The organism is Halorientalis sp. LT38 (assembly GCF_037031225.1).
GTDB classification, from domain to species: domain Archaea; phylum Halobacteriota; class Halobacteria; order Halobacteriales; family Haloarculaceae; genus Halorientalis; species Halorientalis halophila.
On record NZ_JAYEZN010000001.1, the window covers coordinates 173,179 to 195,267 of the forward strand.

The window sequence follows — 22,089 nt, forward strand, 5'->3', positions numbered from 1 at the left end:
TCTCACCGTTCCGTTTCGCACGTATCGATCCCGGCGCCAGCGTAGATCGGACAGCGCTGGGTGGTCCCCGTGATCACCAGCACCGCGCCGATTGCGAGAATCAACGCGCCGACAGCGGCTCCCGCGCGCCAGTAGCCACCGATGGCCGCCGCACCCGCGACCGCGACGAGCACACCGAGCGCGATCCGAACGGCCCGATCAACGCCGCCGACGTTTCGGTCCATACCCGGATCTACGGCGCCATCGCTATTGTATGTTGTGGGTACAGGGCACAACATGGTTCCTCTCAGGATCCGGCGCAATTGGACCATATGTCGGCATCTGCGTTTGAGGCCTGCACTCCAACCGGACGGCCGAATCCACAATATTGTATAGAGTGTACAAAACACCTAAGTACGGTCGGGACGTACGTGTGCTCGATGAGCGAGAACCCATCCATCGACGACATCAGGGAAGAGAAGATCGAGGAACTTCGCGAATCCACCGACGAGAGCGGTTCTGTTACCCCCTCGGAGCCGATTCACGTCGGCTCTCCCGACGATCTCTCGGGGGCCGTCGACCAGTACGACGTCGTGCTGGTGGACTTCTACGCGGACTGGTGTGGGCCCTGCAAGATGCTGGAACCGACCATCGAGGAACTGGCGGCCGAGACCGAGGCTGCCATCGCGAAGGTCGACGTCGACCAGAACCAGCAACTCGCTGCCCAGTACGGCGTCCAGGGCGTCCCCATGCTCCTGCTGTTCGCCGACGGTGAACCGGCCGAAAAGCTGGTCGGCGTCAAGAGTAAAGACGACCTGGCCGGCCTGATCGAGGCCTACAACTGATCGGCAGTCCGCCCGCCGGGCCTCGGTAGCCGAGGTACCGTTCTTTCCGCCGTCGCTGTGCTTCGATGTCGACGATCCTGTCGTCAGTGGCCCCCATACTGCGTCCTGTGACCGCTATCTGTCGATTTTCCGGGGTGTCGCCTGCACGACGGCCAGGTGTCTGGGGCCGTAGTTGTTTTCAATGTACAATAACGAGCCACATCGCGCCCCGCATCGAGTCCGCCGGTGATCGACCATTTCGTCCGGTAATGGCGGTCAAATTTGCAATCTCTTGGGGCGACTGCAAGTGACTTTTCCGGCTCTTATATTGTGAAAAACTCGCAATTCTTTATTACGGTGGCGGTCCAAGATTCGGGTATGACAGCGCCAGTAGTCGTGGTCGGCGGAGACGCGGCGGGAATGAGTGCCGCGAGCAAGTTCAAACGCGACGCACCGGAGCGGGACGTGGTCGTCTTCGAGCGGGGTGAATGGGTCTCGTACGGCGCGTGCGGGCTCCCGTACTACGTGAAAGGCGCCGTGGAGACGCTCGAGGACCTCGTCTCGGTGACGCCCGAGGCGTTCGTCGAAGAGCGCGGCATCGACCTCCGGACACACCACGAGGTGACGGCCATCGATCCGGAGGACCGAACCGTGACGGTCGCGGGCCCCGACGGCGAGTTCGAGCAGTCCTACGGTGACCTCCTGATCTCGACCGGCGCGCGCGCCGTCGAACCACCGCTCGACGGGATGGAACGCGACGGCGTGTTCACACTCCACAGTATGCACGCGGGGGCGGAGATCCGGCGGGCGCTCGGCGTCGAGACGCCGTCCGTGGATCGTCGCGAGGCGGCCTCGGTCTACGCCGACGCCGAGTCCCCCGAGTCGGTCGGGATCATCGGCGGTGGGTACGTCGGCATCGAGATGGCCGAGGCCTTCGCCGAGCGCGGCCTCGACGTTCACGTGTTCGAGATGTTGCCACACACCCTCCAGCCGTTCGGTGCGGAGGCAGCCGCGACCGTCGAGGACCACCTCCGTGAGCAGGGCATCGACCTCCACCTCGACACCCCGGTCGGAGCGATTCGCGGGGACGAGCGGGTGACGGCCATCGCGGCCGGCGACGAGGACGTCCCCGTGGACCTCGCGCTGGTCGGCGTGGGCGTCGCGCCCAACACTGAACTCGCCGAGGACGCGGGGATCGAACTCGGTCCGACCGGTGCCATCGCGACCGACGAGTACGGTCGAACCAGCGAGGACCACGTCTACGCGGCCGGCGACTGCGCCGAGGCGACCCACGTCGTGACCGGCGAGCCCGATCACGTCCCGCTCGCGCTGACGGCCAACCGGGAGGGACGGGCCATCGGCCAGACGCTCGCCGGCGACCCGACGCCGGTCGGCGAAATCGCAGGGACGGCCGCTGTCAAGGCCTTCGATCTGGAAGTCGCACGCACGGGCGTGATCGACGAGGATGCCGCCCGCGAGGCGGGCTTCGAACCCGTCTCGGTGACGATCACGGCCCCCTCGCGCGCCCACTACTACCCGGGCGGCTCGGAGATCCAGTTCACGATCGTCGGCGACCGCGAGAGCGGCCGCGTCCTCGGCGCGAGCATGGTCGGCCGCGAGGGCGTCGCCAAGCGCATCGACACCGTCGCCGCGGCGCTGCACGCCGAGATGACGGCCCACCAGCTCTCGTATCTCGACCTCGCGTACGCACCCCCGTTCAGCCCGGTGTGGGACCCCGTGCTCACGGCCGCGAAGGTCCTGGAGGGGAAACTGGAATGACCGACCGGCTCACGGCTTTCGAGCGGACGCTCCTTTCCGAGCTCGCAGGCGAGGGCGACCGATCGCCGGCTGGTCTGGCGGTCGCGCTCGAGACTGACCTGGGCACCGTTCTCGAAACGACAGCTGCCCTCCAGGATCGTGGACTCCTCGCGCGCCAGGGCTTCGACACCTGTCGGGTGAGCGACCGGGGCCGTGCCCTGGTCGAGCGTTCGCGACCCGCCTGACGATGCCCGTCGTCGAACCTTTCGAGGACCACACCGACCGGTACGATCGGTGGTTCGAGACGCACGAGGCCGCCTACGAGTCGGAACTGGCGGCCGTGCGGGCGCCGCTGCCGACGATCGAACCCGACCGGGCCGTGGAGGTCGGCGTCGGGAGCGGGCAGTTCGCGGCCCCGCTCGACGTCGGGCTCGGCGTCGACCCGTCTCCCGCGATGCTTCGGCGCGCACGCGACCGGGGCGTCACCCCGATCCAGGGCGTCGCGGAGTCCCTGCCGTTGAGAGACGACAGCGTGTCCACCGTCGTCCTCGTGACGACGATCTGCTTCGTCGACGACGTGGAACGGACGCTGGCCGAAGCACACCGCGTCCTCGGCCCGGGCGGGACGCTCGCCGTCGGATTCGTCGCCCGCGACGGCCCGCTCGGCGAACGGTATCGCGAGAAGCAGTGCTCGAACCCCTTCTACCAGGACGCGACGTTCGTCGCGGTCCCGGACCTGCTGGACGCGATGGCGGCGGCGGGCTTCGTCGACTGGGCCGCCCTCCAGACGCTCTTCAGCGATCCGGCGAGCATGGACCTGCCCGATCCCGTCAGAGAGGGCTGGGGCGACGGCTCGTTCGTCGTCGTGAGCGGTCGCGTTCCGGACTGATCCCGGCGACGGGAAAAAGCGGCCTCACTCCTCGCCGAGGTCGCGACCGAGCGCACCGGCGACCGCCAGGAGAAAGCCCATCCCGGCCTGCACGTCGGGGTCCCGCATCGCCCTGAGCATCCCCAGGACACCTGGGGGTTCGGGCGGCTGGTCGCCGGCTTCGCCGAGGGCTTCCAGCACCGATTCGAGCGACCCCGCCACGTCGTCGTCGGCGGCCGTGTCCGCCAGTTCGCCCAGCCGCGAGCCGGTCGCGGTCAGATTCGTGACCATCTCGTCGTCCATCGCGGCCGTCAGCAGGGAGAGCGTGTCGGCCAGCGCGAGCACGTCGTCGAGCGTCCCCGACCGCTGGAGGCGCGCGAGCGTCTCGATGGCCTCGGCCAGGTCCCCCGCGTTCTCGCCGGCCGCTTCGCCGAGTTTGGCCGCCTCGGGCGTCGCCAGTCCGTCCGCGGCCGCGCCGAGGTTCGTCCCCGTCGCCGCCAGGTTCTGGACCATCTCGTCGTCCATCGCGGCGGTGGCGACGGCCGTCCCGTCCAGTAGGTCGTTGACCGCTCCGAGGTTGTCGAGGAAGCGCGCCACTTCCTCCGGCTGCTCGGCGACGGCCGCCTTTACTTCCGGGGGGAGGTCACCCTCGGTCTCGGCCGGCTCGGCGGACGCTTCACCGGCCGCGCTGGTTCCGTCTTGCTGTTGTTCTGCCATACTCGTCACCTCACAGCAGTCCCCTGGCGGTCAGCCAGTAGGACTCGTTATAGCCGAGTTTCGCCCAGTGGACCGGCTTCGACGGCTCCCTGACCGTGGGCTGGGTACCGTACTCGAAGTCGACGAAGGTCGCCTCGTCCATCCCGCTCTCGATGAAGCAGACCGTCTTGCCGTCGTAGGTCGCGGTCGGCGTCTCCCCGCGTGTGTGGCTGGCGATCCGGTCGGCGACTGCGCCGGCCTCGTAGTGGGCGACGCTGCCGGCCTTGCTCGTGGGCACGTCCGCGAGGTCGCCCAGCACGTAGACGTCCTCGGCGTGGTCGGATTCCAGCGTGTGCTTGTCCACGTCGGCCCAGCCGTCGTCGCCGAGCCCCGCGTCGGTCACGAGATCGCTGCCCGCGTGCGGCGGGATTCCCACGAGCAGGTCGTAGTCGAGTTCCTTGCCCTCCATCGAGTGGAGCACGCCCGCCTCGGGGTCGACCTCGTCGGCGTTGAAGAACGTCTCGACGTTGATGTCCCGTTCCGCGAAGGCCTCGCTGGCCCAGTCGGCGACGTTCTGGATGGCGTGTGCCCGCTGGATCGGGTAGGTGTACGTGATGTCGACGTCCTCGCGCAGTCCGCGCTCGCGGAACCAGGCGTCGGCCATCAGCACGAACTCGACGGGCGCCGCCGGGCACATGTGTGGCGTGCCGATCACCGACAGGACGAGGTGCCCCTCGGTGAAGTCGGCCATCTCGTCGCGGAGCGCCTCGGCCCCGTCCGGCCCGTAGAAGTGGTGTCCGCCGTCGGCGAGACCCGGCACCTCCTCGGGCACGAGTTGCGCGCCGAGCGCCAGCGCGAGCTGGTCGTAGGCCAGGGAGCCGCGCTCGCGCAGTGAGAGGCGCTTGCCGTCGGTGTCGACGCCCGTCACCCGGTCGAACACGACGTCGACCGACCGGTGGACGAGGTCCTCTAGCGGGCGTTTCGCGTCCTCGACCGTCTTCTTCCCGAAGGGGACGTAGAGGAACGTGGGCTTGTACACGTGGTCTGTGTCGTCGGAGACGAGCGTGACGCGGGCGTCACCGCGCTCGAGTTCCGGGCCGAGCTTCTCGGCTAACCGGTTTGCGAGCACGGTGCCGCCTGTGCCGCCGCCGACGACGACGATGTGTTCAGTCATGATGGAACTACGGTGGGCCGCTCAGTTGATCTCGACGTACATGCTCCAGTAGTCGTCGTGCTCGACGACCTCGAGCAGCTCGTGGCCGGCCTCGTCCAGCCACTCCGGAACGTCGCCCTTGGACCCGCTGTCCGAGGTCTGCAGTTCGATGACGGTCCCCGGATCGGCCTCCTTGACCTTGCCGATGAGGTCCATCAGCGGACCGGGGCAGGTTGCGCCGCGCGAGTCGATCGTGACGTCGGGTTCGTATTCGGTTTCGCTCATTGTGTTGTGTATGGTGTGTGATATTCGAACGATCGATGCTCAGACGAAGACGACCTGTTTGTCCTGGGCGCGATTCAGGAAGCCCGAGACGCCGAGCGACTCGTCGAACACGTCGACGTAGTCGTCGAGGTCCTGGCCCATCAGATCCATCGCCATCTCGCAGGCGTAGAGCCGCAGCGGGCCGATCTCTTTGGCCTGGGCGAACTGTTCGGTGAACAGCGGGACGTCCACGTCCTCTGCCTCCAGCATCCGCGCGCCGACGGGTCCGACGTCGAAGTCGCCGGATTCGACGGTCTCTTTCTCGAAGGGTAACAGTCCCTCCATCGTGGCGAACACCTCGACGGGCACGTCGGAGGCCGCCGCGATGGACGCGATGGTACTGACCGCCTGTACGCGGGACAGCTCTCTGGACGCGAGAACGATTGCATAGCCTGTCATGGGTCCAGTTACTGCTACGCCGAGCAGGCATATAATAGTGTGCGCAATTCCCAAAACTCTGTAAGACCGATCGCGACACCAGTGGGTGATGGGTGGCCTGTGCGGAGGAAGGTCGACTCCCGTCAGCGAAGCGTCGCGTGCGGTCTCACGGCTCCGAGGGCGTGGTCGGGGCCGTCTCGTCCTCGTACTTCGTGCGGAACTCCTGGATCAACTGGCCGATCTGGGCGTACCAGTCGTTGAGCAGTCGCTGCATGTCGTCGGTGACCTCCTCCGGATCGGCGGGGTAGTAGACGTGGTAGTACCCGCCCTGTTCGTAGTTGATCTGCTCTTTCTGGACGAGGCCGGTCTGGAGCAGTCGCTGGATCGACCGGTAGGCCGTCGAGCGCTCGCGTTCGACCCGGTCGGCGATCTCGTCGACCGTCAGCCGTTCGTCGCTCTTCGCGAGCGTCTCGAAACACTCTCTGTCCAGATCCTTGAGCCCGTGGAGACACTCCAGGAGCCCCTCACACTCCATGTCCTGGCGCAACATTTCCGCCATCGAGTCTGGCATAGGTGTACGTAGTCGGCGTGACGCTAAAAGAGTTATGTATGTTCCATACAACACTCATCAGCGCTCGCGGGAGTGGCACAGACCGCCGAAGGAGTGGCGGCTCAGACCAGGAGCTGGATGTCCGCGTCGGCCATCTGTTCGAGCGCCGTGGCGGCACCGACGCCGACGGTGACGTCGTCGTAGAAGTCGTCTTCGTCGTAGTCCATCAGCTCGACGGTCATCTGGCAGGCCTGCATCTCGACGTCCATGTCGAAACAGGTCTGTAACAGCTCGTCGATGCTCGCCGTCTCGTTGTCGGCGATGCGCTTTCGCATCATCTTCGTCGTCACGCGGTCCATGCCCGGGAGCGAGGCGATGGCGTTGGGGACCGGCATGTTCGGGTTGCCGACCGAACTCATCTGGAGGTCTTTGGAGTGGTCCTCGTGGAGGATCTCCAGCCCCCAGAACGTGTGGAAGACGGTCACGTCCCAGCCGAAGGCGGCGGCCGTCGAGGCGAGGATCAGCGGGGGATAGGCCATGTCCAGCGTCCCCTTCGTCGCGATGATCACCATGGACTTCTGGTCGTCGTCGACCTCGGTCTCGACGCCGGCCAGCTGGTCTTCGAGGTCGTCGACGCGTGCGCGAAGCGCCTCGAGCTCGGCCAGGTCTCCGTCCGGTTCCGGACCGTCGGCGTCGGCGGTTTCGTCTGTCTCTGTGCTCATTCCTCCACCTGCACGTAGTGGACGTAGACGCTCTCACCGCCGTCCTCGCGTTCTTCCTGGTCGAGCAGGGACACGCCGCTGGTCCCGTCCGCCCAGCCGTCGATGTCGCTCATGCTCCCGGAGTCTGTGGCCACGACCTCGAGGACGTCGCCGGCCTCGAGCTCGTCGACCGCCTGCTTGGTCTGCACGACCGGCATCGGGCAAGAGAGTCCCTTCACGTCGAGCGTCTCGGTGACTTCTGATTCGAAGCTCATGTTGTGTCGTCACGGTACAATACTATGCCTGGCCTTGATAATTGTGTCGGTTGTACCCACTACTGGAACTGCCGATTACAGAAAAAGGTGCTAATTGAGATGTTGCAGCCGATATGGCGGATATAGTATTGTGCAGATCTCGACTCGCTATGCAAATCCTTTTGGCCGAGCAGGCGGTACGGTTCGGTGAGACATGCCCAGTAATCGATCCGTCACGGCAGCCCGCTCGGGCGGGGTGAACCGCCCATGATCGGTGCCGAGTTCTTCCCCAACGGCATCGCGCGGTATCTGATCGGCGGACTGCTCATCGGCAGTGGCGCAGCGTTCATCTATCTCGCGACCGGCATCATCGCGGGCGCGAGCACGTTCCTCGAATCGACGCTCTCGTACGTCTCGAGGGTCCCCCAGTTCAACAAGTTCCCGTTCGTGAGTACGCGCGACTGGCGCGTCGTGTTCACCGTCGGCATCGTGCTCGGCGGCGCGGTCTACGCCGTCTTCTGGCAGGGCGGCGCCTGGACCACGGACGTCCAGTGGTGGCGCCTGTTCCTCGGCGGGATCCTGGTCGGCGTCGGCACGCGCCTCGGCAAGGGCTGTACGTCCGGCCACGGCGTCTGTGGCGTCGGCTCGCTCTCGGGGACCTCGATCGTGAACGTCGCGACGTTCATGGCCGTCGCCATCGGGACCGCGCAACTCGTCCAGGCTCTCGGGGTGTCGCCGTGAGCGAGCGCACCCCCGGGTTCTACCTGAGCATCCTCGTCGGCGGACTGATCTTCGGTTTCGGGCTCGGGTACAGCCACATGGCCCGTCCGGAGGTCGTCCTCGACTTCCTCCAGCTCGAAGACCTCGGCCTGCTGTTCGTGATGGGCGGGGCCGCCGTCGTGTCGGGTGTCGTCTTCGCCCTCGCGACGAACTTCCTCGAGGACGCGCCGCTCACGGGCGAACAGTACGTCCGGCGGGTGAAGTCCTTCGACCGGAACGTCGTCGTGGGCGGCGTGGTGTTCGGCGCGGGATGGGGGCTCTCCGGGATCTGTCCCGGCGCCGCCTACGCGAGCGTCGGCATCGGCAACTGGCCGATCCTCTGGGCCGTCGCCGGGATGTTCATCGGCGCGTACGCGCAGGGCCGGCTGCGCTCGCGGTTGACCGATGCGAACGCCGGCCCGACCACGGCCGACTGACGCCGCCTTTCTGCCGTCCAGTCCACTCCTCCGTCTTCCGCGCACCGCTGTCTTCCACGCGCCGACTTTTCGACCGCGCCCCCTTCGAAATCGCTCTCGGTGGCGCCAATTCGACGCGCGTAGCTACCCATAACTTATCCATCGGTATCGGTCGGTTATGGCGATATAGTATTGTATAGAAAACCCAAAACCGTTATCTACCCCCTCCGACTACGATCTTACGTGCAGAATTCCACGCGGACAACAAGACTGCTGACACTGGTGAGTTGTGATGTTCGGAATTGAGACGCTCGGCGGGAACGCGCAGGCGGTCGTCCTCGTGGGGATCGTGCTCTTCGAGGCGCTCTTGCTGTACGTCGGCTACGGCGGTCTGGAGACGGTCGTCGGTCCGGCGTTCACTCGAGTGCTGAAAGGGCAGTGTGCGGTCCTCGACGCCGTGTTCATGCGGTGTTCCGCGGCCGAGAACGGAGGTGCCGATAGATGATGGAACTGTTCGGCGTCAGCGTGACGTTGCTCGGGACGTTCGCCGGGTTCGGCCTGCTCATCGGGATCCTCTTCGGCTTTTTCGGGATGGGCGGATCCTTCCTCGTCACGCCGGCGCTCCTGGTCATGGGCTACGAGCCCAACGTGGCGGTCGGGTCCGGGCTGGCCTTCGTCTTCGGGACGTCGGTCATCGCGACCCTGAAACACCGGGACCTCGGACAGGTCGACTACAAGCTCGGCGTGTTGATGATCGCCGGGACCACGGCCGGGATCGAGGTCGGCAAGATCGGGCTGGAGTACCTCCAGCACATCGGACTGGCGGGCACCGTCGTCAGCGTCGCGTACGTCCTCCTGCTGGGCGGCATCGGGGCGTTCGTGACGCGTGAGTCCCTCAAGGGCTCCGGGGGCGGCGGTCTCGAACACGACGTGGACGAGGACGCGGACGTCGACGACGCAGACATCCCCGAGATCGCACAGAAGATCCAGTCCTACCGCATCCCGCCGATGATGTCCCTGCGGGGCGGGTTCACGGTCTCGCTGTGGATGATCCTCGCGGTCGCGTTCGCGACCGGACTCCTGTCGGGCTTTCTCGGCGTCGGCGGCGGCTTCATCCGCATGCCCGCGCTGTTCTACCTGATCGGCGTTCCGGTGCCGGTCGCGGTCGGGACCGACCTGTTCGAGATCGTCTTCTCGGGCGGGATCGGGTCCTTCCTCTACGCCCAGTCGGGCGCGGTCGACCTGAGCATCGTCGTCCCGCTACTGGCGGGCAGTGCACTCGGTGCGCGCCTCGGCGCGGCGGCGACGACCCTCGTCGAAGAGGAGGAAATCAAGGTGTACTTCGGCGTGATGCTGCTGCTCGGAGCGGTCGCGGTCGCCGTCCGGCAGATCGGCGGCGTGCTGGAGCTGCCGATCCTCGACGTCGTGAGCCTGGTGATCATCATCGGGGCTGCGCTGCTGGTCAGCGGCGCCGTCTCCTACAGCGCGGTCCGCGAACTCCGCCGCGAAGCCGGCGAGCGCCCCGTCGCCACCGAGGCCTGAGTACCGCGCAGCTATCTACTCGTTATTGCGTTTTTCGTGCAAAATCGCAGCTGAGGGAGACTCGTTTTTCCCGCCGATTCGACGCTCGACTGTCCCCATAGTGCAGACAGGCCTCGTAGTATTGCACAAGATACGCAAGATATATGGGCGTCAGGCGCGTACCGGTGAGTGTACATGGAACCAGACGACTTCCCGACACCGGACGTCGAGGTCGACGAGATCGAGCCGGACGAGTTGAAGCAGCAGATCGACGACGGCGAGTCAGTGACGATCCTCGACGCGAGAATGGAGGGCGACTTCGAGGAGTGGCACATCGACGGTGACGCCGTCGAGATCGCGAACGTGCCCTACTTCCACTTCCTGGACGACGACGTCGACGACGACCTGCTGGAGCAGGTTCCCGAGGGCGACCCGCTGGTCGTTCTCTGTGCGAAGGGTGGTGCCAGCGAGTACGTCGCCGGCCGACTGGCCGAAGCTGGTCGGGACGTCGTCCACCTCGACGACGGGATGAACGGCTGGGCGCGAATCTACGAGCGCGAAGACGTCTCGCGCTACGACGGGCCCGGCGACCTCTACCAGTACCAGCGACCGTCCAGCGGCTGCCTCGGCTACCTGCTCGTCTCCGACGGCGAAGCGGCCGTCGTCGACCCGCTACGCGCGTTCACGGACCGGTACCTCGACGACGCGGCCGCGCTCGACGCCGAGTTGACGTACGCCTTCGACACGCACATCCACGCCGACCACATCAGCGGCGTCCGCGCGCTCGACGAGCGCGGCGTCACCGGCGTGATCCCCGAGGCGGCACGTCAGCGCGTCGTCACCTATATCGACGACCTCGAGACCGCCTCGGACGGCGACACCTACGAGGTGGGTGCGGCCACGGTCGAGACGGTCCACACCCCCGGCCACACCAGCGGGATGACCTCGTATCTGCTCGGCGGGAGCCTGCTGGCGACTGGAGACGGGCTCTTCGTCGAGAGCGTCGCCCGGCCGGACCTCGAAGAGGGTGACGAGGGCGCGCCCGACGCCGCCCGCCAGCTCTACGAGACGCTCCAGACGAGAGTCCTGACGCTCGACGACGACGTCCTCGTCGGCGGCGCGCACTTCAGCGACGCCGCCGAACCCGCCGCGGACGGGACCTACACCGCGCCCATCGGCGAACTCGAGGACGACATGGAGGCGCTGACGATGGCGGAAGACGAGTTCGTCGACCTGATCCTCTCGGACATGCCGCCGCGGCCGGCCAACTACGAGGACATCATCGCGACGAACCTCGGCCAGCAGACGGCCGACGACGAGGAGGCCTTCGAACTCGAACTCGGCCCGAACAACTGCGCCGCCAGTCAGGACGCCCTGACCGGTGACTGAATCAGCGACCGAGACGACGAAACCGACACCCGTTTTTCGCACCCGGTCCAGAGTACTGATATCAGTGGACAGTTTTCACCACACTATGTCTCGGCTCGCGAGGGATCGAAATGAGCGACGGTGACGAGCCGCCGACGGACGAGGCGGACGACGAGCCGTCGGATAGCGCGGCGGCACCGGACGGTGCACACCCGCCCGACGCCCGAGTCGGCGAGGGCTTGCTCGACCGCGACATGGGCCCGAGTTCGGCCATGGCGCACCTCTACCGCGGTGAGATCCACCGGATGACGCTGTGGCGCGAGCGTCTGGACAAGACCACCAACTGGGCGGTCCTGTTGATCGCGGCCGTGCTGACGTGGGCGTTCTCCAGCGAGGCCAACCCACACTACGTGATCCTCGTCGGTCACGCCGCTGTCGTGCTCTTCCTGGTGATCGAGGCGCGACGGTACCGGGCGTACGACGTGTGGCGCTCGCGCGTGCGCTACCTGCAGGAACACGTCTGGGCAATCGGTCTCGACCCCGAGACCGATCTCGAAGACGCCCAGTGGCGCGAGAAGTTGGCCGACGACTACCGCACCCCCACGGTGAAAATCTCGACCGAAGAGGCCATCGCCCACCGTCTCCGGCGGGTCTACTTCCCGCTTTTCACCGTGCTCAACGGCGCGTGGCTGCTCCGGGTGACGGCTTTCGCGAACACACCCTGGCCCCAGAGCGCGGCCGTCGGGACGATTCCGGGAACCGTCGTCTCCGGGATCGTGGCGGTGCTGTACATCGTCGCGCTCGTGATCTGCTGTCGCCCGCGGACCTGGCACACCCGGGGCGAACTCCTCGACGAGGACCTCAGGCAGAACGGGGACTGATCAGCGGACGGCCCTCGGCGGCACGAGGAGCACGTTCGCGTTCGCCCGCGCGGTGACGTCTTCCGAGACGCTACCCAGCAGGAGGCGCCGCATCGGGCTGCGGCCCCGCGTCCCGAGCAGTATCGTCGTCGGTTCGAACTCGGCTTCTGCAGCCAGGATCTCCTCGGTCGCGACGCCCTCCCTGACCTGGGTCTGTGTTTCGATCCCCCTGTTCTGCAGGTCGTCGGCGAGTGCAGCCAGCCGTTCCCCAGCGTCGCTGACGGCGTCGCTCTCGGCACGACGGGCCGGTGGGGTGACGTGGACCAGCATGGCCTCCTTCGTGGCGGTCTGGAGCCTGTCGAACTGGTCGAAGGCGCGTTCGGCGTTCTCCGAGAAGTCCGTCGCGTAGAGCACACGCTCGAAGAGGTGTTCGTTGGCGACCTCGTGGTCGTCCTCGCGCTCGACGATCCGCTGGACGAGCAACGGGCGGACGGTCGACCGCGCCACGTTTTTCGCCGTGCTGCCGATCAATCGCCGTTCGAGCGGGCTCTGTCCCCGCGAGCCGACGATCACCAGATCGGCGTCCACCCGCTCGGCCAGTCCGTTGATTCGCCGGTGTGGCGTCCCCCGTACGACGTGGGTCTGGACTTCGAATCCCTCTGCCTCGAGGAGGCCACGCTGCCGATCGAGCGCGGCGCGCGTCCGCCGACTCACGTCGCTTCCCGGCATTCCCGCCGTGACGTTCGGGCTCGTGACGGTGACGAGATCAAAAGTGCCGATCCCGTATCGTTCGAGACACTCGAGACAGGTCTCGGTGCCCATCGCCGCCTCGATCGCCGCCGACAGGTCGGTCGCGTACACTGCGCGCATGCGTCGACCTACGAGCGCCGCGGTAATTAGTATTGCGTATATTTCACAAGACAATAACGACGGAACGCCACAGCCGTCGGTCCGGGTGTCGAGGCCTGCGAAGTGAACGAGCCCCACCGAGCGGAGTGGGAGAAACGGGAGCAGACGGTCAGCGGTCGCCGGGGGACCGGGCCAGGCAGGTGACTTCTAGCCCCGACCCGCCGTCGCTGCCGAGCGACACGACCACGTCGTCGACGGCCCGGACGTACTCGCTGCTGTGCTTGCCGGTCGCGGAGAGCCGCGTTCGCTCTTCGAGCAGTCCGGCGTCGGTCAGCAGTTCGAGTTTCCGGTAGGTCGTCGAGAGCGGGAGGTCACAGGCGTCGGACAGTTCGTTCGCCGAGCGCGCGTCCTCGCTGGCCGCGTCGAGGATGGCGCGGCAGTCGGTGTCGTCGAGGGCGTCGAGGACGTGCTGGATCTCGGCCGCGCGGTCGACGGCCGTCGCGTCTGTCGCGGTCTCGTCGCCGAACTTCCCGGTCGCAATTGCGGACGGTGATTGGCTCATACTACTGCCGAGGGCTTCGGGGGTGAGGAACCGATAGCCCGGATAACGGGGCGGGTTTATACGTGAGCCGAACCGGTTCGGCATCTGGCGGTCGGGCGATCCCGGTCAGAGCACGTCTCCGAGCAGTTTCGTCTCCGCCGCGGAGAGGTGTTCCCGGAGCGTCGACGGGTCGATGTCGAGTTCCGCCGCGATCTCGGTCGCGTTGGCCCGCCGCGGATGCTCGAAATACCCCATCTCGTGGGCTCGTTCGAGGACCTGCAACTGTCGTTCGGTGAGCTTGCTCCGGTCGACGAGTACCGTGTCCTGGTCGGACTCGCCGGCCGGCGCTCGCACGAACCGCTTGATGTCGACGTCCGGGAACCGATCGCGGAGTTCCGCGACGACGGTCTGGAGTTCGTCGTAGTCGGCGGCGTGGAACACGACCGTGAGCCGCCCCTCCCTGGCGACGTATCGGGTGACTGGACACCCGAACTGTCCGAGACACTCGCAAGGGCAGGACACACCGTCCTCGTGGGTGAGACGGTACCGCTGGGTCGATCCGTGGGAGAACACCGGCGTCAGATCGGTCTCGGTTTCGACCGCCTCGTCGATAGCGAACTCCGTGGCACTCCGGGCGTCGGCGGATGGACGAACGCTGGTCACCACCGAATCGACCGTCGCCCCTGCCGCTGTCGCGTGTTCGACGATCGGACAGATGTCGGGCGTCGAAAATGTGACCGTCGCTCTGATCCCGGACGACATCGGTATCGAGCGTTTCCCCGGGAGTCACTTGAGTGTACAGGTCACTCCGGGGGCCCGTCCAGTAACTCGTCCTCGTAGGCGGCGACGGCCTCGACGACTGCCGCCGCGTCGTCCTCTGGAACCTCGAACGCGTCGAGACTCTCCATGAGCAAGGCGACCGCCCGGTTGATGTCCGCCGGTTCGAAGGGGACGTCGAGGTGTGCCTCCCGGACCGGTGGCGCGTCGTAGGTCTCCGGTCCGCCCGCGGCCTCACAGAGGAAATCCGTCTGCGTCCGGCGCAACTGCTCCATATCCGCGGTCTCGAAGAACGGCCCGAGCCGTTCGTCGGCGACAAGCCGGTCGTAGAAGTCGTCGACGACGGCTCGAATGCCGTCTCGCCCGCCCAGTCGCTCGTACAGTGTCGTCTCGGACATGTTCGGTACTTAGGGCACCCCCAGCAAAAGGCGATCCCTCGTTCTCACTCCCTGGAAACAGCGGCGGTCAGGTGACTCGGCGGGCCACCAGATACGCGAGGAGGAAGATGGCACCGAGCCCACCCGCGAGGGCCGCGAACGGACCGTTCTGGACGGTCAGGATCGCCGCCGTGATAGCCAGTGCGCCCGCGAGAACGGCGTACCCGAGATTTCGGTCCCCTCGCGACTGGCCGTCCACAGGGTTCGTTCGGACGACCAGTTCCTCGCGTTCGAGGCGGTCCAGCGTTCGATCGAGCCTCGCGGGGAGCCGCGTGAGGGCGGGGAGTGACCGCTGGACGTCCGTCCAGGTCTCCTCCGCCAGTGCCTGGAGTTCGTGTTCGATGAACCCCTCCTCGACGAGAAACCGACGGATGACGACCAGGAAGTCGAACTCCGGATCGAGCTGTCGACAGACGCCCTCACCGACGGTGCCGACTCTGACGAGCAACATCACGTCCGGCGGGATTCTGAACGGGAAGTCACGGAGCATCGTCGTCAACTCGGTAACGATCGCCCGCCAGGTGATCTCCGGGCGGCCTTCGAGATTCTGGACCACGAGTTCCAGCACGCGCCCGACCTCGGCGCGGTCGACGTCGGGTTCGAGCACGTCCAGTGCGATCAGGGCGTCGACCAGCCCGTGAACGTCACGCCGGACGAGCGCGCGATAGAGTGAGACGAGGTCCGCCTGCACGGTCTCGGGGAGGCGCTCGCTCATGCCGAAATCGTACAGCAACAGCGAGCCGTCGGCCGTGACGGCGAGGTTCCCCGGGTGTGGGTCGGCGTGGAACACGCCGTCGACGAGCCCCATCTTCAGATAGACCGTCGCGATCCGTTCCGCCATCTGGTGTGGCGTCACGTCCAGCTCCTCGAAGGCGTCCTCGTCGGTGATCTTGCGCCCGGGCAGGTACTCCATCGCCAGTATTCGCTCCGACGACAGTTCCTCGTGGGCGGCCGGGACGGTGACGCCGTCGTCGTCGGCGAGGTTCTCGCGCACGTCGGCCATGACCGTTCGCTCGCGATCGAAGTCGAGTTCGTCGAGGATGATCTCCTCGAAGTCGTCTGCTGCGTTCCGGATCGAGTACGCCTGCCGGTCCGGGACGAAGGCGCCGATCACTGGGACCAGTGCCCGAACGACCCGGAGGTCGCGCTCGATGACGGGTTTCAGCCCGGGACGACGGACTTTCAGCGCGATCCGCTCGCCGCGATACCGGACGGTGTAGACGTACGCGAGTGATCCGCCCGCGACGGTCTCGAGCGTCGAGAGATCGAGGTCGTCCCCGAGTTCGGCCTCGACTATCGACCGCGGATCACCGCCCGCGTCCTCCGGTACCTCGTCCTGGAGCGTCGCGAAGACGTCCGCGTAGGTGGGCGGGACGATGTCCGGACGCGTCGAGAGCACCTGGCCGACTTTGACGAACGCCGGGCCGAGTTCGAGCATCGTATCGCGAATCCGCTCGGCGCGGCGACGGTGGGCCGACTCGTCGAGTCGTCGCGGCCCGCCGAACAGCAGATACCGTCGGCGGTCCCTGAGGAAGGCGACGGCGAACGGGAGAAACCGTACGACGACGGACAGGTATCGCCGGAGGAACCCGTTCATCGGCCTTGGCCGTCCGTCTCCCCCCTACGTCGACGGTTCATGATTTCACCTTCGGGTGACCGACTCATATCTGTGTGGGACAGCCTCCAGAAATCGGTCGGCCGCTCGGGCTCCCTGGGTCGTTCGTACGGACGCCCCGCCTCAGTCACTCCCCCAGTACCGGTCCCGCGGATCGAGACGGCGCCGTCGGCGTTCGATCGGTCCCTCTCAGGCCGATTCGAGCGTCTCGTCGATTTCGACGCGTCGGCCGCTCAGCTCGTCCGGAACGAGTTGATACAGCCGAACGTCGAGATCCCGTTTCGACTCGCCCCAGATCTCGAACAGTGGGCGTTTCGCGTCGCCGTACTGCTCCAGGTGTTCGACCGTCAACTCGGACCGTGGGATCTCTTCGAGCGTGCCGACTGCGACGACGCTGCGGTACACCCCGTTTTCGTTCTCGTAGACGACGAGGCGCACCTTCGGTGTGGAACCCAGAAACTGCCGTTTCTCGCTCCCCGGCGTCGAGACGAGTCGAAGATAGAACTGCCGTTGGTCGCTATCGTAGCCGTAGGAAATCGGAATCGCGTACGGCTCGTCGTCACGAGCGAGAGACAGCACCCCGGTTTCGTGGCGGGCGAGAACCCGATCGGTCTCGTCTGCCGACAACGACGTCTGCTGATCCAGAGCCATTTTGTTCGCACCCCCACTACAGCGGTTGCCGATTAATAGTTGTCCGTCCCAGAACGTGTGCCGGCCGATCCAGCCAGAGTACCGCTAACCGAGTAACTGCCGTTTCCGCCCTCCAGCGTACTGTGATACGGAATACACAGATCCACAGGCCGTGCGAAATCCGGGATTTCCCCGCTGGGGATGGGACCGAGGGAATTCCCGTTCGGCTGGAAACAGAGAGGTTCATTTAACCCTCTCTCACATAGACACCGATACGGATGGTCGACAACGGGGCCGCAGAGTATCTGTTCGTTTGCGAAGAGTGCGGCGAGTCCCTGGAAGTCAACGCCGCGATGCGAGACACCCTCATCGAAAAGGGCTGTGTGATCTGTAGCGCCCCCGTGACTACCGGCGAATTCTCGGCGGAGTGACACACCCCCAAGAGCGACCAGAAGTGATTGAGTGGTGACACAAATCTGCGTTCGACGAGGGTCGCTAACCTATAGCGACATGGGATTTACGCGACTGGTTCACGACGGACGGAGCAATTCCAGCAGTCCGCGTCGAACTCCGATCGCTTCTCTGGCCTCCCAGTAACTCGACTGCGACAGGAGTCGATGGTGGCCGGTCATCTCGAGCCGATGGCTTCGATAATCTAGAGCGTGACCGGAAACGGACCCCTACTCGAGCACCGAAACCCGGCACCGATCTAGAAGGGCAACTTCACCACGTCGACCCCAGGGGTCAGGGTCGGCAAATGGCCCCGCACCCAGTTCCGGTCTAACGCACACCATTGTTCCACGCTGTGATTAATATTCTGGCTGGTGGGTATCGTCCACTGGTATTAGGGTACTATCAGACCAAATATTCTTATCATCACCGCGTTCTTGCAGTAGCACAGACCCAAATAAGATAGTTTATTCTCGAATCTGGGGATACACTTTTGGGCCCGGCGTGCGAGCGTCGAAACATGTCCGCCGACGGTGACGTCGACACGTCGCGAACCAGTGTCCGGACCTACGTGCCGGCCTACCAGAAATCCGAGTGGGAGCGAGCGGCCGACCGCATGGACATGAGTCTCAGCGAGTTCGTTCGCTCGATGGTGCAGGCCGGCCGACGCGGTTTCGAAGGCGGTCTCGACGACGAGGCTGGCGCCGAGGCCGACCACAGCGGTGCGGACCTGGAATCCGAGGTCGTCACAGCGCTACGCGACGCCGAGTGTCTCTCGTGGGAAGAACTCGTGACGAGCGTGACCGACGACGTCGAGTCGGAGCTAGAGCGGACGCTCCAGGAGAGTCCGCGAATTCAGCACAGTCCCCGTCGCGGCGGGTACGTTCTGGAGGACGTATGAGCCAGGCACAGACGGCAGAACGGCCGGACGATCCGGTTGCGTACTTCCTGCAGGACATCGAGTTCCAGGGCAAGTCGACCCGGACGCGCGACTCCTACGCGCGCGTGCTCCGGCAGTTCGAGCGGTACCTCACTGCGAACGACGTGGATGGCCTCGACGCCGCGTCCTACCGCGATTGCATGTCCTGGATCCACACGCTCCGGGGCGCACACGCCGAGAGTACGATCGCAACGTACGCGTCCTATCTCCACCGGTTTTACTCCTACATGGTCCAGGTCGGCGTCTTCGAGTCCAACCCGATGACCGTGGTGATCGAGGAGATGGACGAGTCGATCCACACCGACCCCACCAGACGCGACCTCTCGATCGAGGAGATGCGGGGCTTCGTGAACACGATCGCCCACCCGCTCGACGAAGCCATCGTGACGACGCTGCTCAAGACCGGCATGCGGTCCGGGGAGCTCTGTAATCTCGACGTCCGCGACGTGAACGTCGAGGGCCTCTCACTGGACGCCAGCGGGTTCGAGACGGTCAGACCCCAGCTCCAGGGCCGGCCGGACTCGATCTACGTCGACGACGAACCGGCGCGAGACGAGACCATCAACGGTGAACGACGATCCGCTTCGAACAAGCGCAAGCGAGCGACCGTCGTCCCGGTCGATTCGGAGCTCAAAGCGGCGCTCGAACGCTGGCTCGCCGTGCGACCGGATCCAGCGTCCCCGGCCGAGCCGCTGTTCGTGAGCACGAGCCGCAACTGGGGTGAGCGAGTCACGATCGACACCGTCCACCACGTCGTCGCCTCCAACGCTGAACGAATGGGCTGGTACCGGACCGGCGGCGGCGCCGACGAGAACGTCACGCCCCACTACTTCCGGCACTTCTTCACCACGCATCTCCGGGATCGGACCGGCGACCGCGGCATCGTCAAGTACCTGCGTGGCGACGTGGCCTCGGACATCATCGACACCTACACGCACGACTGGGGCAGTAGAGTCCGAGAAACCTACGAGCGACACATCTACTCGCTGGTCTGAGGCCGTTTTCGCGCCTTTATCATCATGTTAGTTTAGTATAAAATATTACATACCCCGCCCCGGCACCGACACATAAACTGTATGTCGCTATATCGAAGATCGAGTTAGATCTTGCGGATGGCGGGCCCGTAACTCGCATATTCTCTCCGTCGAACCGATTTCGGTGAGCGGACGCCACTCATTTACTCCGCGAGGTGGAACGGTCGGGTATGTACGATTCGATCCTCGTGCCGACCGACGGCAGTGACGCGGCACGGGCAGCGGTCGATCACGCCATCGACCACGCCGAGCGGTACGACGCGACCCTGCACGTGCTCTACGTGATCGAGGCGCCGCCGACGGACGAGGCGACCACTGGGGACGTGCTGGATTCCCTGGAAGCCACGGGCAAGCGGGCGATCCAGGAGGTGACCGACCAGGCACGGGCCGCTGACGTGGGCACAGTCGAAGGGATGGTCGCGGAGGGACAGCCCCACCGGGCGATCCTCACGTACGTCGAGGACAACGGGATCGATCTCGTTGTGATGGGCACTCACGGCCGGACCGGACTCGATCGCTACCTGCTGGGGAGCGTGACCGAGAAGGTCGTCCGGACGTCGCCGGTGCCAGTGCTCACGGTTCGGTCGGAGGAGTCGGACTGAGCGCCTGCCCGGATCAGATCTCGATCCGATCGCCCAGGCGTTCGAGCGCGTCCCGTCCGTAGGCTTCGGGCCCCAGGTCCGGAAGCGTCTGGATCTCCCGATTCGGGAATTCCTCGCGGATGCGGTCGAGCTGGCGCAGATGGCTGTCGCGCCGCTCCAGACAGCGAGCGCAGTCACCGTCGACGGATTCGAGGACCCTGTTGACGAGCAGCGTTTCGACCGGGACCTCGAACTCGGAGAGTCGGTCGACGAGCCGTCGAGTCTCGTCGATCGCGAGCGTTTCGGGGAGGAGCACGACACGGAAGTCCGTGCGCTCGGGGTCACGCAGTAATTCGGCAACCTGGTGCATCCGATCGCGGAATGCGGTGATCTCGTCGTTCTCGTCGCCGGTCCGCCAGAACGCCGCCGGACCCATCACCATGCTCCGGGCGGTCGAGACGAGTCGTCTGACCTCGCCCCTGACCTTCACCGCCGTCGACAGCGACTCCTCGAGGACGTCCGGCAGCGTCAGCAGCCGAAGCGTGTGACCGGTCGGCGCCGTGTCGAAGACCACGCGGTCCCACTCGTCGCCGCCGTACTCGAGGAAGAACTGCAGGGACGCCACCTCGTCGCTCCCCGGGACGAAGCCGGCCTGGAACAGGCGTTCGACGTCCTCGTCGGTGAGGGAGATGCCGGCGTCCCTGAACTCGGCCGCCAGCGACGAGACGATCCCCTGGTAGGCCTCCTGTCCTCGCTCCGGATCGGCCTCGACGCCCCAGAGGTTCTCCTCGATCGACGTCGGTTCGCCACCGAGCGAAACACCGAACGCGTCGCCCAGCGAGTGCGCCGGGTCCGTCGAAACCATGAGGGTCCGCTCCCCGCGCCCGGCGAGTTGCAACGCTGTCGCGGCCGCGCACGTCGTCTTGCCGACCCCGCCCTTGCCGCCGTAGAGGAGGAACTTCGTCATGGTGCAACGAACGGCCGAGGAACACAAAAGGAGATGTCGGACCGCGCTGACACGTCCGCACGGGCGTCGCTCGGAGACGCGATCGCCCCCTAGTTTTGGCGAACCTAAAAGTTCAAGATGCTGCCGTTCCGACCCGTATCCAATGAGTCAGCAGCGACACCGAGAGGACGAGGATCGGTTCACGTTCGACGATCTGAGCGTCGTTATGGGGACCTACAACGAGGAGGAAGCGATCGGCACAGTATTAGCGGACGTCGACGACGTGACCGGGGGACGCGCCGAGGTCGTCTGCGTCGACGGCTCGGACGACCGGACGCCTGAGATCGCCCGCGACCACGGCGCCCGCGTGATCGAACAGGAGCCCCAGGGGTACGGCGTCGCGGTCAGGGAGGCACTGCTCGCGGCCGAGAACCCCGTGATCGTCACCACGGACTGCGACGACACCTACCCGATGGAGCGATTGCCCGACTTCCTCGACCGGATCAACGAGGGCTACGACGTCGTCAGCGGCGATCGACTCTACTACGGAGCGGAGACGATGCCGGCGTTCAACCGCTTCGGAAACCACGCCTTCGCGGCGCTTTCGAGCCTCCTCATGGGCGACCGCGTCCACGACACGACGACGGGGATGCGGGCCTACCGGCGCGAACTGATCGAGAAGATCGAGTGGACCGAGAACACCGGCCTCTCCGCCGAGTTGCTGATCCGACCGCTGATGCGCGAGTACGACGTCTGCGAGATTCCCATCGAGTACGGCGAACGCGCCGGCGAGACGAAACTGGATCCCATCAGCGGCGGGTACGCCATCGCGAAGTCGATCGTCACGGTCTGTCTCGAAGAGCGGTTCCGCTGAGGGCCC

General features: G+C 65.7%; 30 protein-coding genes. 15 read left to right on the top strand and 15 right to left on the bottom strand.

Going from position 1 to position 22,089, the window contains the following annotated elements; genetic code table 11:
- Window positions 1–2 precede the first annotated feature (2 nt).
- Window positions 3–224, bottom strand: coding sequence for a YgaP family membrane protein (locus tag U5918_RS00960; RefSeq protein WP_335998788.1), 222 nt, complete (start codon window positions 222–224; stop codon window positions 3–5).
- A 195-nt stretch (window positions 225–419) separates the two neighbouring features.
- Between U5918_RS00960 and trxA the strand changes: the two genes are divergently transcribed.
- The 4 genes from trxA (at window position 420) to U5918_RS00980 (ending at window position 3,450) form a co-directional block, all read left to right on the top strand.
- The gene (gene trxA / locus U5918_RS00965) at window positions 420–824 is read left to right on the top strand and encodes a thioredoxin (protein ID WP_335998790.1); all 405 of its coding nucleotides are present in this window, start codon (window positions 420–422) and stop codon (window positions 822–824) included.
- A gap of 357 nt (window positions 825–1,181) precedes the next feature.
- Window positions 1,182–2,582: an FAD-dependent oxidoreductase gene (locus U5918_RS00970; protein ID WP_335998791.1), complete on the top strand. Its 1,401-nt coding sequence runs from the start codon at window positions 1,182–1,184 to the stop codon at window positions 2,580–2,582.
- Entirely contained in the window at window positions 2,579–2,806 is a 228-nt protein-coding gene (locus tag U5918_RS00975) for a hypothetical protein (protein WP_335998792.1), read from the top strand. Before U5918_RS00970 ends, U5918_RS00975 begins: the two co-directional genes overlap by 4 nt.
- A gap of 2 nt (window positions 2,807–2,808) precedes the next feature.
- Window positions 2,809–3,450: a class I SAM-dependent methyltransferase gene (locus U5918_RS00980; protein ID WP_335998793.1), complete on the top strand. Its 642-nt coding sequence runs from the start codon at window positions 2,809–2,811 to the stop codon at window positions 3,448–3,450.
- Between the two features lie 24 nt (window positions 3,451–3,474).
- Here U5918_RS00980 and U5918_RS00985 read toward each other — a convergent pair whose 3' ends face one another.
- The 7 genes from U5918_RS00985 to U5918_RS01015 form a co-directional block, all read right to left on the bottom strand.
- A complete protein-coding gene (locus U5918_RS00985) occupies window positions 3,475–4,146 on the bottom strand; it encodes a helical membrane plugin domain-containing protein (protein ID WP_335998795.1) in 672 nt (223 codons plus the stop codon).
- 10 nt (window positions 4,147–4,156) lie between these two features.
- A complete protein-coding gene (locus U5918_RS00990; protein ID WP_335998797.1) occupies window positions 4,157–5,299 on the bottom strand; it encodes an NAD(P)/FAD-dependent oxidoreductase in 1,143 nt (380 codons plus the stop codon).
- Between the two features lie 21 nt (window positions 5,300–5,320).
- Window positions 5,321–5,563 (bottom strand): sulfurtransferase TusA family protein, encoded by a 243-nt coding sequence (locus U5918_RS00995; protein ID WP_335998799.1) that lies wholly within the window; start codon window positions 5,561–5,563, stop codon window positions 5,321–5,323.
- 39 nt (window positions 5,564–5,602) lie between these two features.
- The gene (locus tag U5918_RS01000; protein WP_335998800.1) at window positions 5,603–6,001 is read right to left on the bottom strand and encodes a DsrE/DsrF/DrsH-like family protein; all 399 of its coding nucleotides are present in this window, start codon (window positions 5,999–6,001) and stop codon (window positions 5,603–5,605) included.
- Between the two features lie 145 nt (window positions 6,002–6,146).
- Window positions 6,147–6,551 carry a helix-turn-helix domain-containing protein gene (locus tag U5918_RS01005; protein WP_335998802.1) on the bottom strand — a complete coding sequence of 135 codons (405 nt, stop codon included), beginning with the start codon at window positions 6,549–6,551 and terminating at the stop codon, window positions 6,147–6,149.
- Window positions 6,552–6,652: 101 nt separating this feature from the next.
- Complete coding sequence (locus U5918_RS01010) at window positions 6,653–7,252, bottom strand: DsrE/DsrF/DrsH-like family protein (protein ID WP_335998803.1); 600 nt, start codon at window positions 7,250–7,252, stop codon at window positions 6,653–6,655.
- Complete coding sequence (locus tag U5918_RS01015) at window positions 7,249–7,506, bottom strand: sulfurtransferase TusA family protein (RefSeq protein WP_335998804.1); 258 nt, start codon at window positions 7,504–7,506, stop codon at window positions 7,249–7,251. The genes U5918_RS01010 and U5918_RS01015 overlap by 4 nt, the downstream gene beginning before the upstream one ends.
- Before the next feature lie 246 nt (window positions 7,507–7,752).
- On the opposite strand from U5918_RS01015, the gene U5918_RS01020 reads away from it, so the two are divergent.
- The 6 genes from U5918_RS01020 (at window position 7,753) to U5918_RS01045 (ending at window position 12,430) form a co-directional block, all read left to right on the top strand.
- Window positions 7,753–8,226 (top strand): YeeE/YedE family protein, encoded by a 474-nt coding sequence (locus tag U5918_RS01020; RefSeq protein ID WP_335998806.1) that lies wholly within the window; start codon window positions 7,753–7,755, stop codon window positions 8,224–8,226.
- Entirely contained in the window at window positions 8,223–8,681 is a 459-nt protein-coding gene (locus U5918_RS01025) for a DUF6691 family protein (RefSeq protein WP_335998808.1), read from the top strand. The genes U5918_RS01020 and U5918_RS01025 overlap by 4 nt, the downstream gene beginning before the upstream one ends.
- 271 nt (window positions 8,682–8,952) lie before the next feature.
- On the top strand, window positions 8,953–9,165 hold the full coding sequence (locus U5918_RS01030; RefSeq protein WP_335998810.1) for a DUF7512 family protein: 213 nt from the start codon (window positions 8,953–8,955) through the stop codon (window positions 9,163–9,165).
- Window positions 9,162–10,202 carry a sulfite exporter TauE/SafE family protein gene (locus tag U5918_RS01035; protein ID WP_418771141.1) on the top strand — a complete coding sequence of 347 codons (1,041 nt, stop codon included), beginning with the start codon at window positions 9,162–9,164 and terminating at the stop codon, window positions 10,200–10,202. The genes U5918_RS01030 and U5918_RS01035 overlap by 4 nt, the downstream gene beginning before the upstream one ends.
- Window positions 10,203–10,376: 174 nt before the next feature.
- Window positions 10,377–11,570: an MBL fold metallo-hydrolase gene (locus U5918_RS01040; RefSeq protein ID WP_335998812.1), complete on the top strand. Its 1,194-nt coding sequence runs from the start codon at window positions 10,377–10,379 to the stop codon at window positions 11,568–11,570.
- A 110-nt stretch (window positions 11,571–11,680) separates the two neighbouring features.
- Window positions 11,681–12,430, top strand: a complete 750-nt coding sequence (locus tag U5918_RS01045) for a DUF2270 domain-containing protein (RefSeq protein WP_335998814.1) — start codon at window positions 11,681–11,683, stop codon at window positions 12,428–12,430.
- On the opposite strand, the gene U5918_RS01050 is transcribed toward U5918_RS01045, so the two are convergent.
- The 6 genes from U5918_RS01050 to U5918_RS01075 all read right to left on the bottom strand — a co-directional run bounded on the left by U5918_RS01050 (window position 12,431) and on the right by U5918_RS01075 (window position 17,279).
- Window positions 12,431–13,279 (bottom strand): universal stress protein, encoded by an 849-nt coding sequence (locus tag U5918_RS01050; protein ID WP_335998815.1) that lies wholly within the window; start codon window positions 13,277–13,279, stop codon window positions 12,431–12,433.
- Window positions 13,280–13,427: 148 nt separating this feature from the next.
- On the bottom strand, window positions 13,428–13,820 hold the full coding sequence (locus U5918_RS01055; protein ID WP_335998817.1) for a helix-turn-helix domain-containing protein: 393 nt from the start codon (window positions 13,818–13,820) through the stop codon (window positions 13,428–13,430).
- A gap of 105 nt (window positions 13,821–13,925) precedes the next feature.
- Complete coding sequence (locus tag U5918_RS01060; protein ID WP_335998818.1) at window positions 13,926–14,561, bottom strand: helix-turn-helix domain-containing protein; 636 nt, start codon at window positions 14,559–14,561, stop codon at window positions 13,926–13,928.
- A gap of 41 nt (window positions 14,562–14,602) precedes the next feature.
- Window positions 14,603–14,974, bottom strand: a complete 372-nt coding sequence (locus U5918_RS01065; RefSeq protein WP_335998819.1) for a truncated hemoglobin — start codon at window positions 14,972–14,974, stop codon at window positions 14,603–14,605.
- 67 nt (window positions 14,975–15,041) lie between these two features.
- The gene (locus tag U5918_RS01070; RefSeq protein ID WP_335998820.1) at window positions 15,042–16,610 is read right to left on the bottom strand and encodes an ABC1 kinase family protein; all 1,569 of its coding nucleotides are present in this window, start codon (window positions 16,608–16,610) and stop codon (window positions 15,042–15,044) included.
- 207 nt (window positions 16,611–16,817) lie between these two features.
- Window positions 16,818–17,279: a pyridoxamine 5'-phosphate oxidase family protein gene (locus tag U5918_RS01075; RefSeq protein WP_335998821.1), complete on the bottom strand. Its 462-nt coding sequence runs from the start codon at window positions 17,277–17,279 to the stop codon at window positions 16,818–16,820.
- Window positions 17,280–17,536: 257 nt separating this feature from the next.
- Between U5918_RS01075 and U5918_RS01080 the strand changes: the two genes are divergently transcribed.
- The 4 genes from U5918_RS01080 to U5918_RS01095 all read left to right on the top strand — a co-directional run bounded on the left by U5918_RS01080 (window position 17,537) and on the right by U5918_RS01095 (window position 20,284).
- Window positions 17,537–17,689 carry a DUF7560 family zinc ribbon protein gene (locus tag U5918_RS01080; RefSeq protein ID WP_335998822.1) on the top strand — a complete coding sequence of 51 codons (153 nt, stop codon included), beginning with the start codon at window positions 17,537–17,539 and terminating at the stop codon, window positions 17,687–17,689.
- A gap of 539 nt (window positions 17,690–18,228) precedes the next feature.
- Window positions 18,229–18,609, top strand: coding sequence for a DUF5805 domain-containing protein (locus tag U5918_RS01085; protein WP_335998823.1), 381 nt, complete (start codon window positions 18,229–18,231; stop codon window positions 18,607–18,609).
- A complete protein-coding gene (locus U5918_RS01090) occupies window positions 18,606–19,643 on the top strand; it encodes a tyrosine-type recombinase/integrase (protein ID WP_335998825.1) in 1,038 nt (345 codons plus the stop codon). The genes U5918_RS01085 and U5918_RS01090 overlap by 4 nt, the downstream gene beginning before the upstream one ends.
- 209 nt (window positions 19,644–19,852) lie before the next feature.
- Window positions 19,853–20,284 (top strand): universal stress protein, encoded by a 432-nt coding sequence (locus tag U5918_RS01095; protein ID WP_335998826.1) that lies wholly within the window; start codon window positions 19,853–19,855, stop codon window positions 20,282–20,284.
- 13 nt (window positions 20,285–20,297) lie between these two features.
- Here U5918_RS01095 and U5918_RS01100 read toward each other — a convergent pair whose 3' ends face one another.
- Entirely contained in the window at window positions 20,298–21,230 is a 933-nt protein-coding gene (locus tag U5918_RS01100) for an ArsA family ATPase (RefSeq protein ID WP_335998827.1), read from the bottom strand.
- Between the two features lie 142 nt (window positions 21,231–21,372).
- Here U5918_RS01100 and U5918_RS01105 point away from each other — a divergent pair, with 142 nt between their 5' ends.
- Window positions 21,373–22,083 carry a dolichyl-phosphate hexose transferase gene (locus U5918_RS01105; protein ID WP_335998829.1) on the top strand — a complete coding sequence of 237 codons (711 nt, stop codon included), beginning with the start codon at window positions 21,373–21,375 and terminating at the stop codon, window positions 22,081–22,083.
- Window positions 22,084–22,089 lie beyond the last annotated feature (6 nt).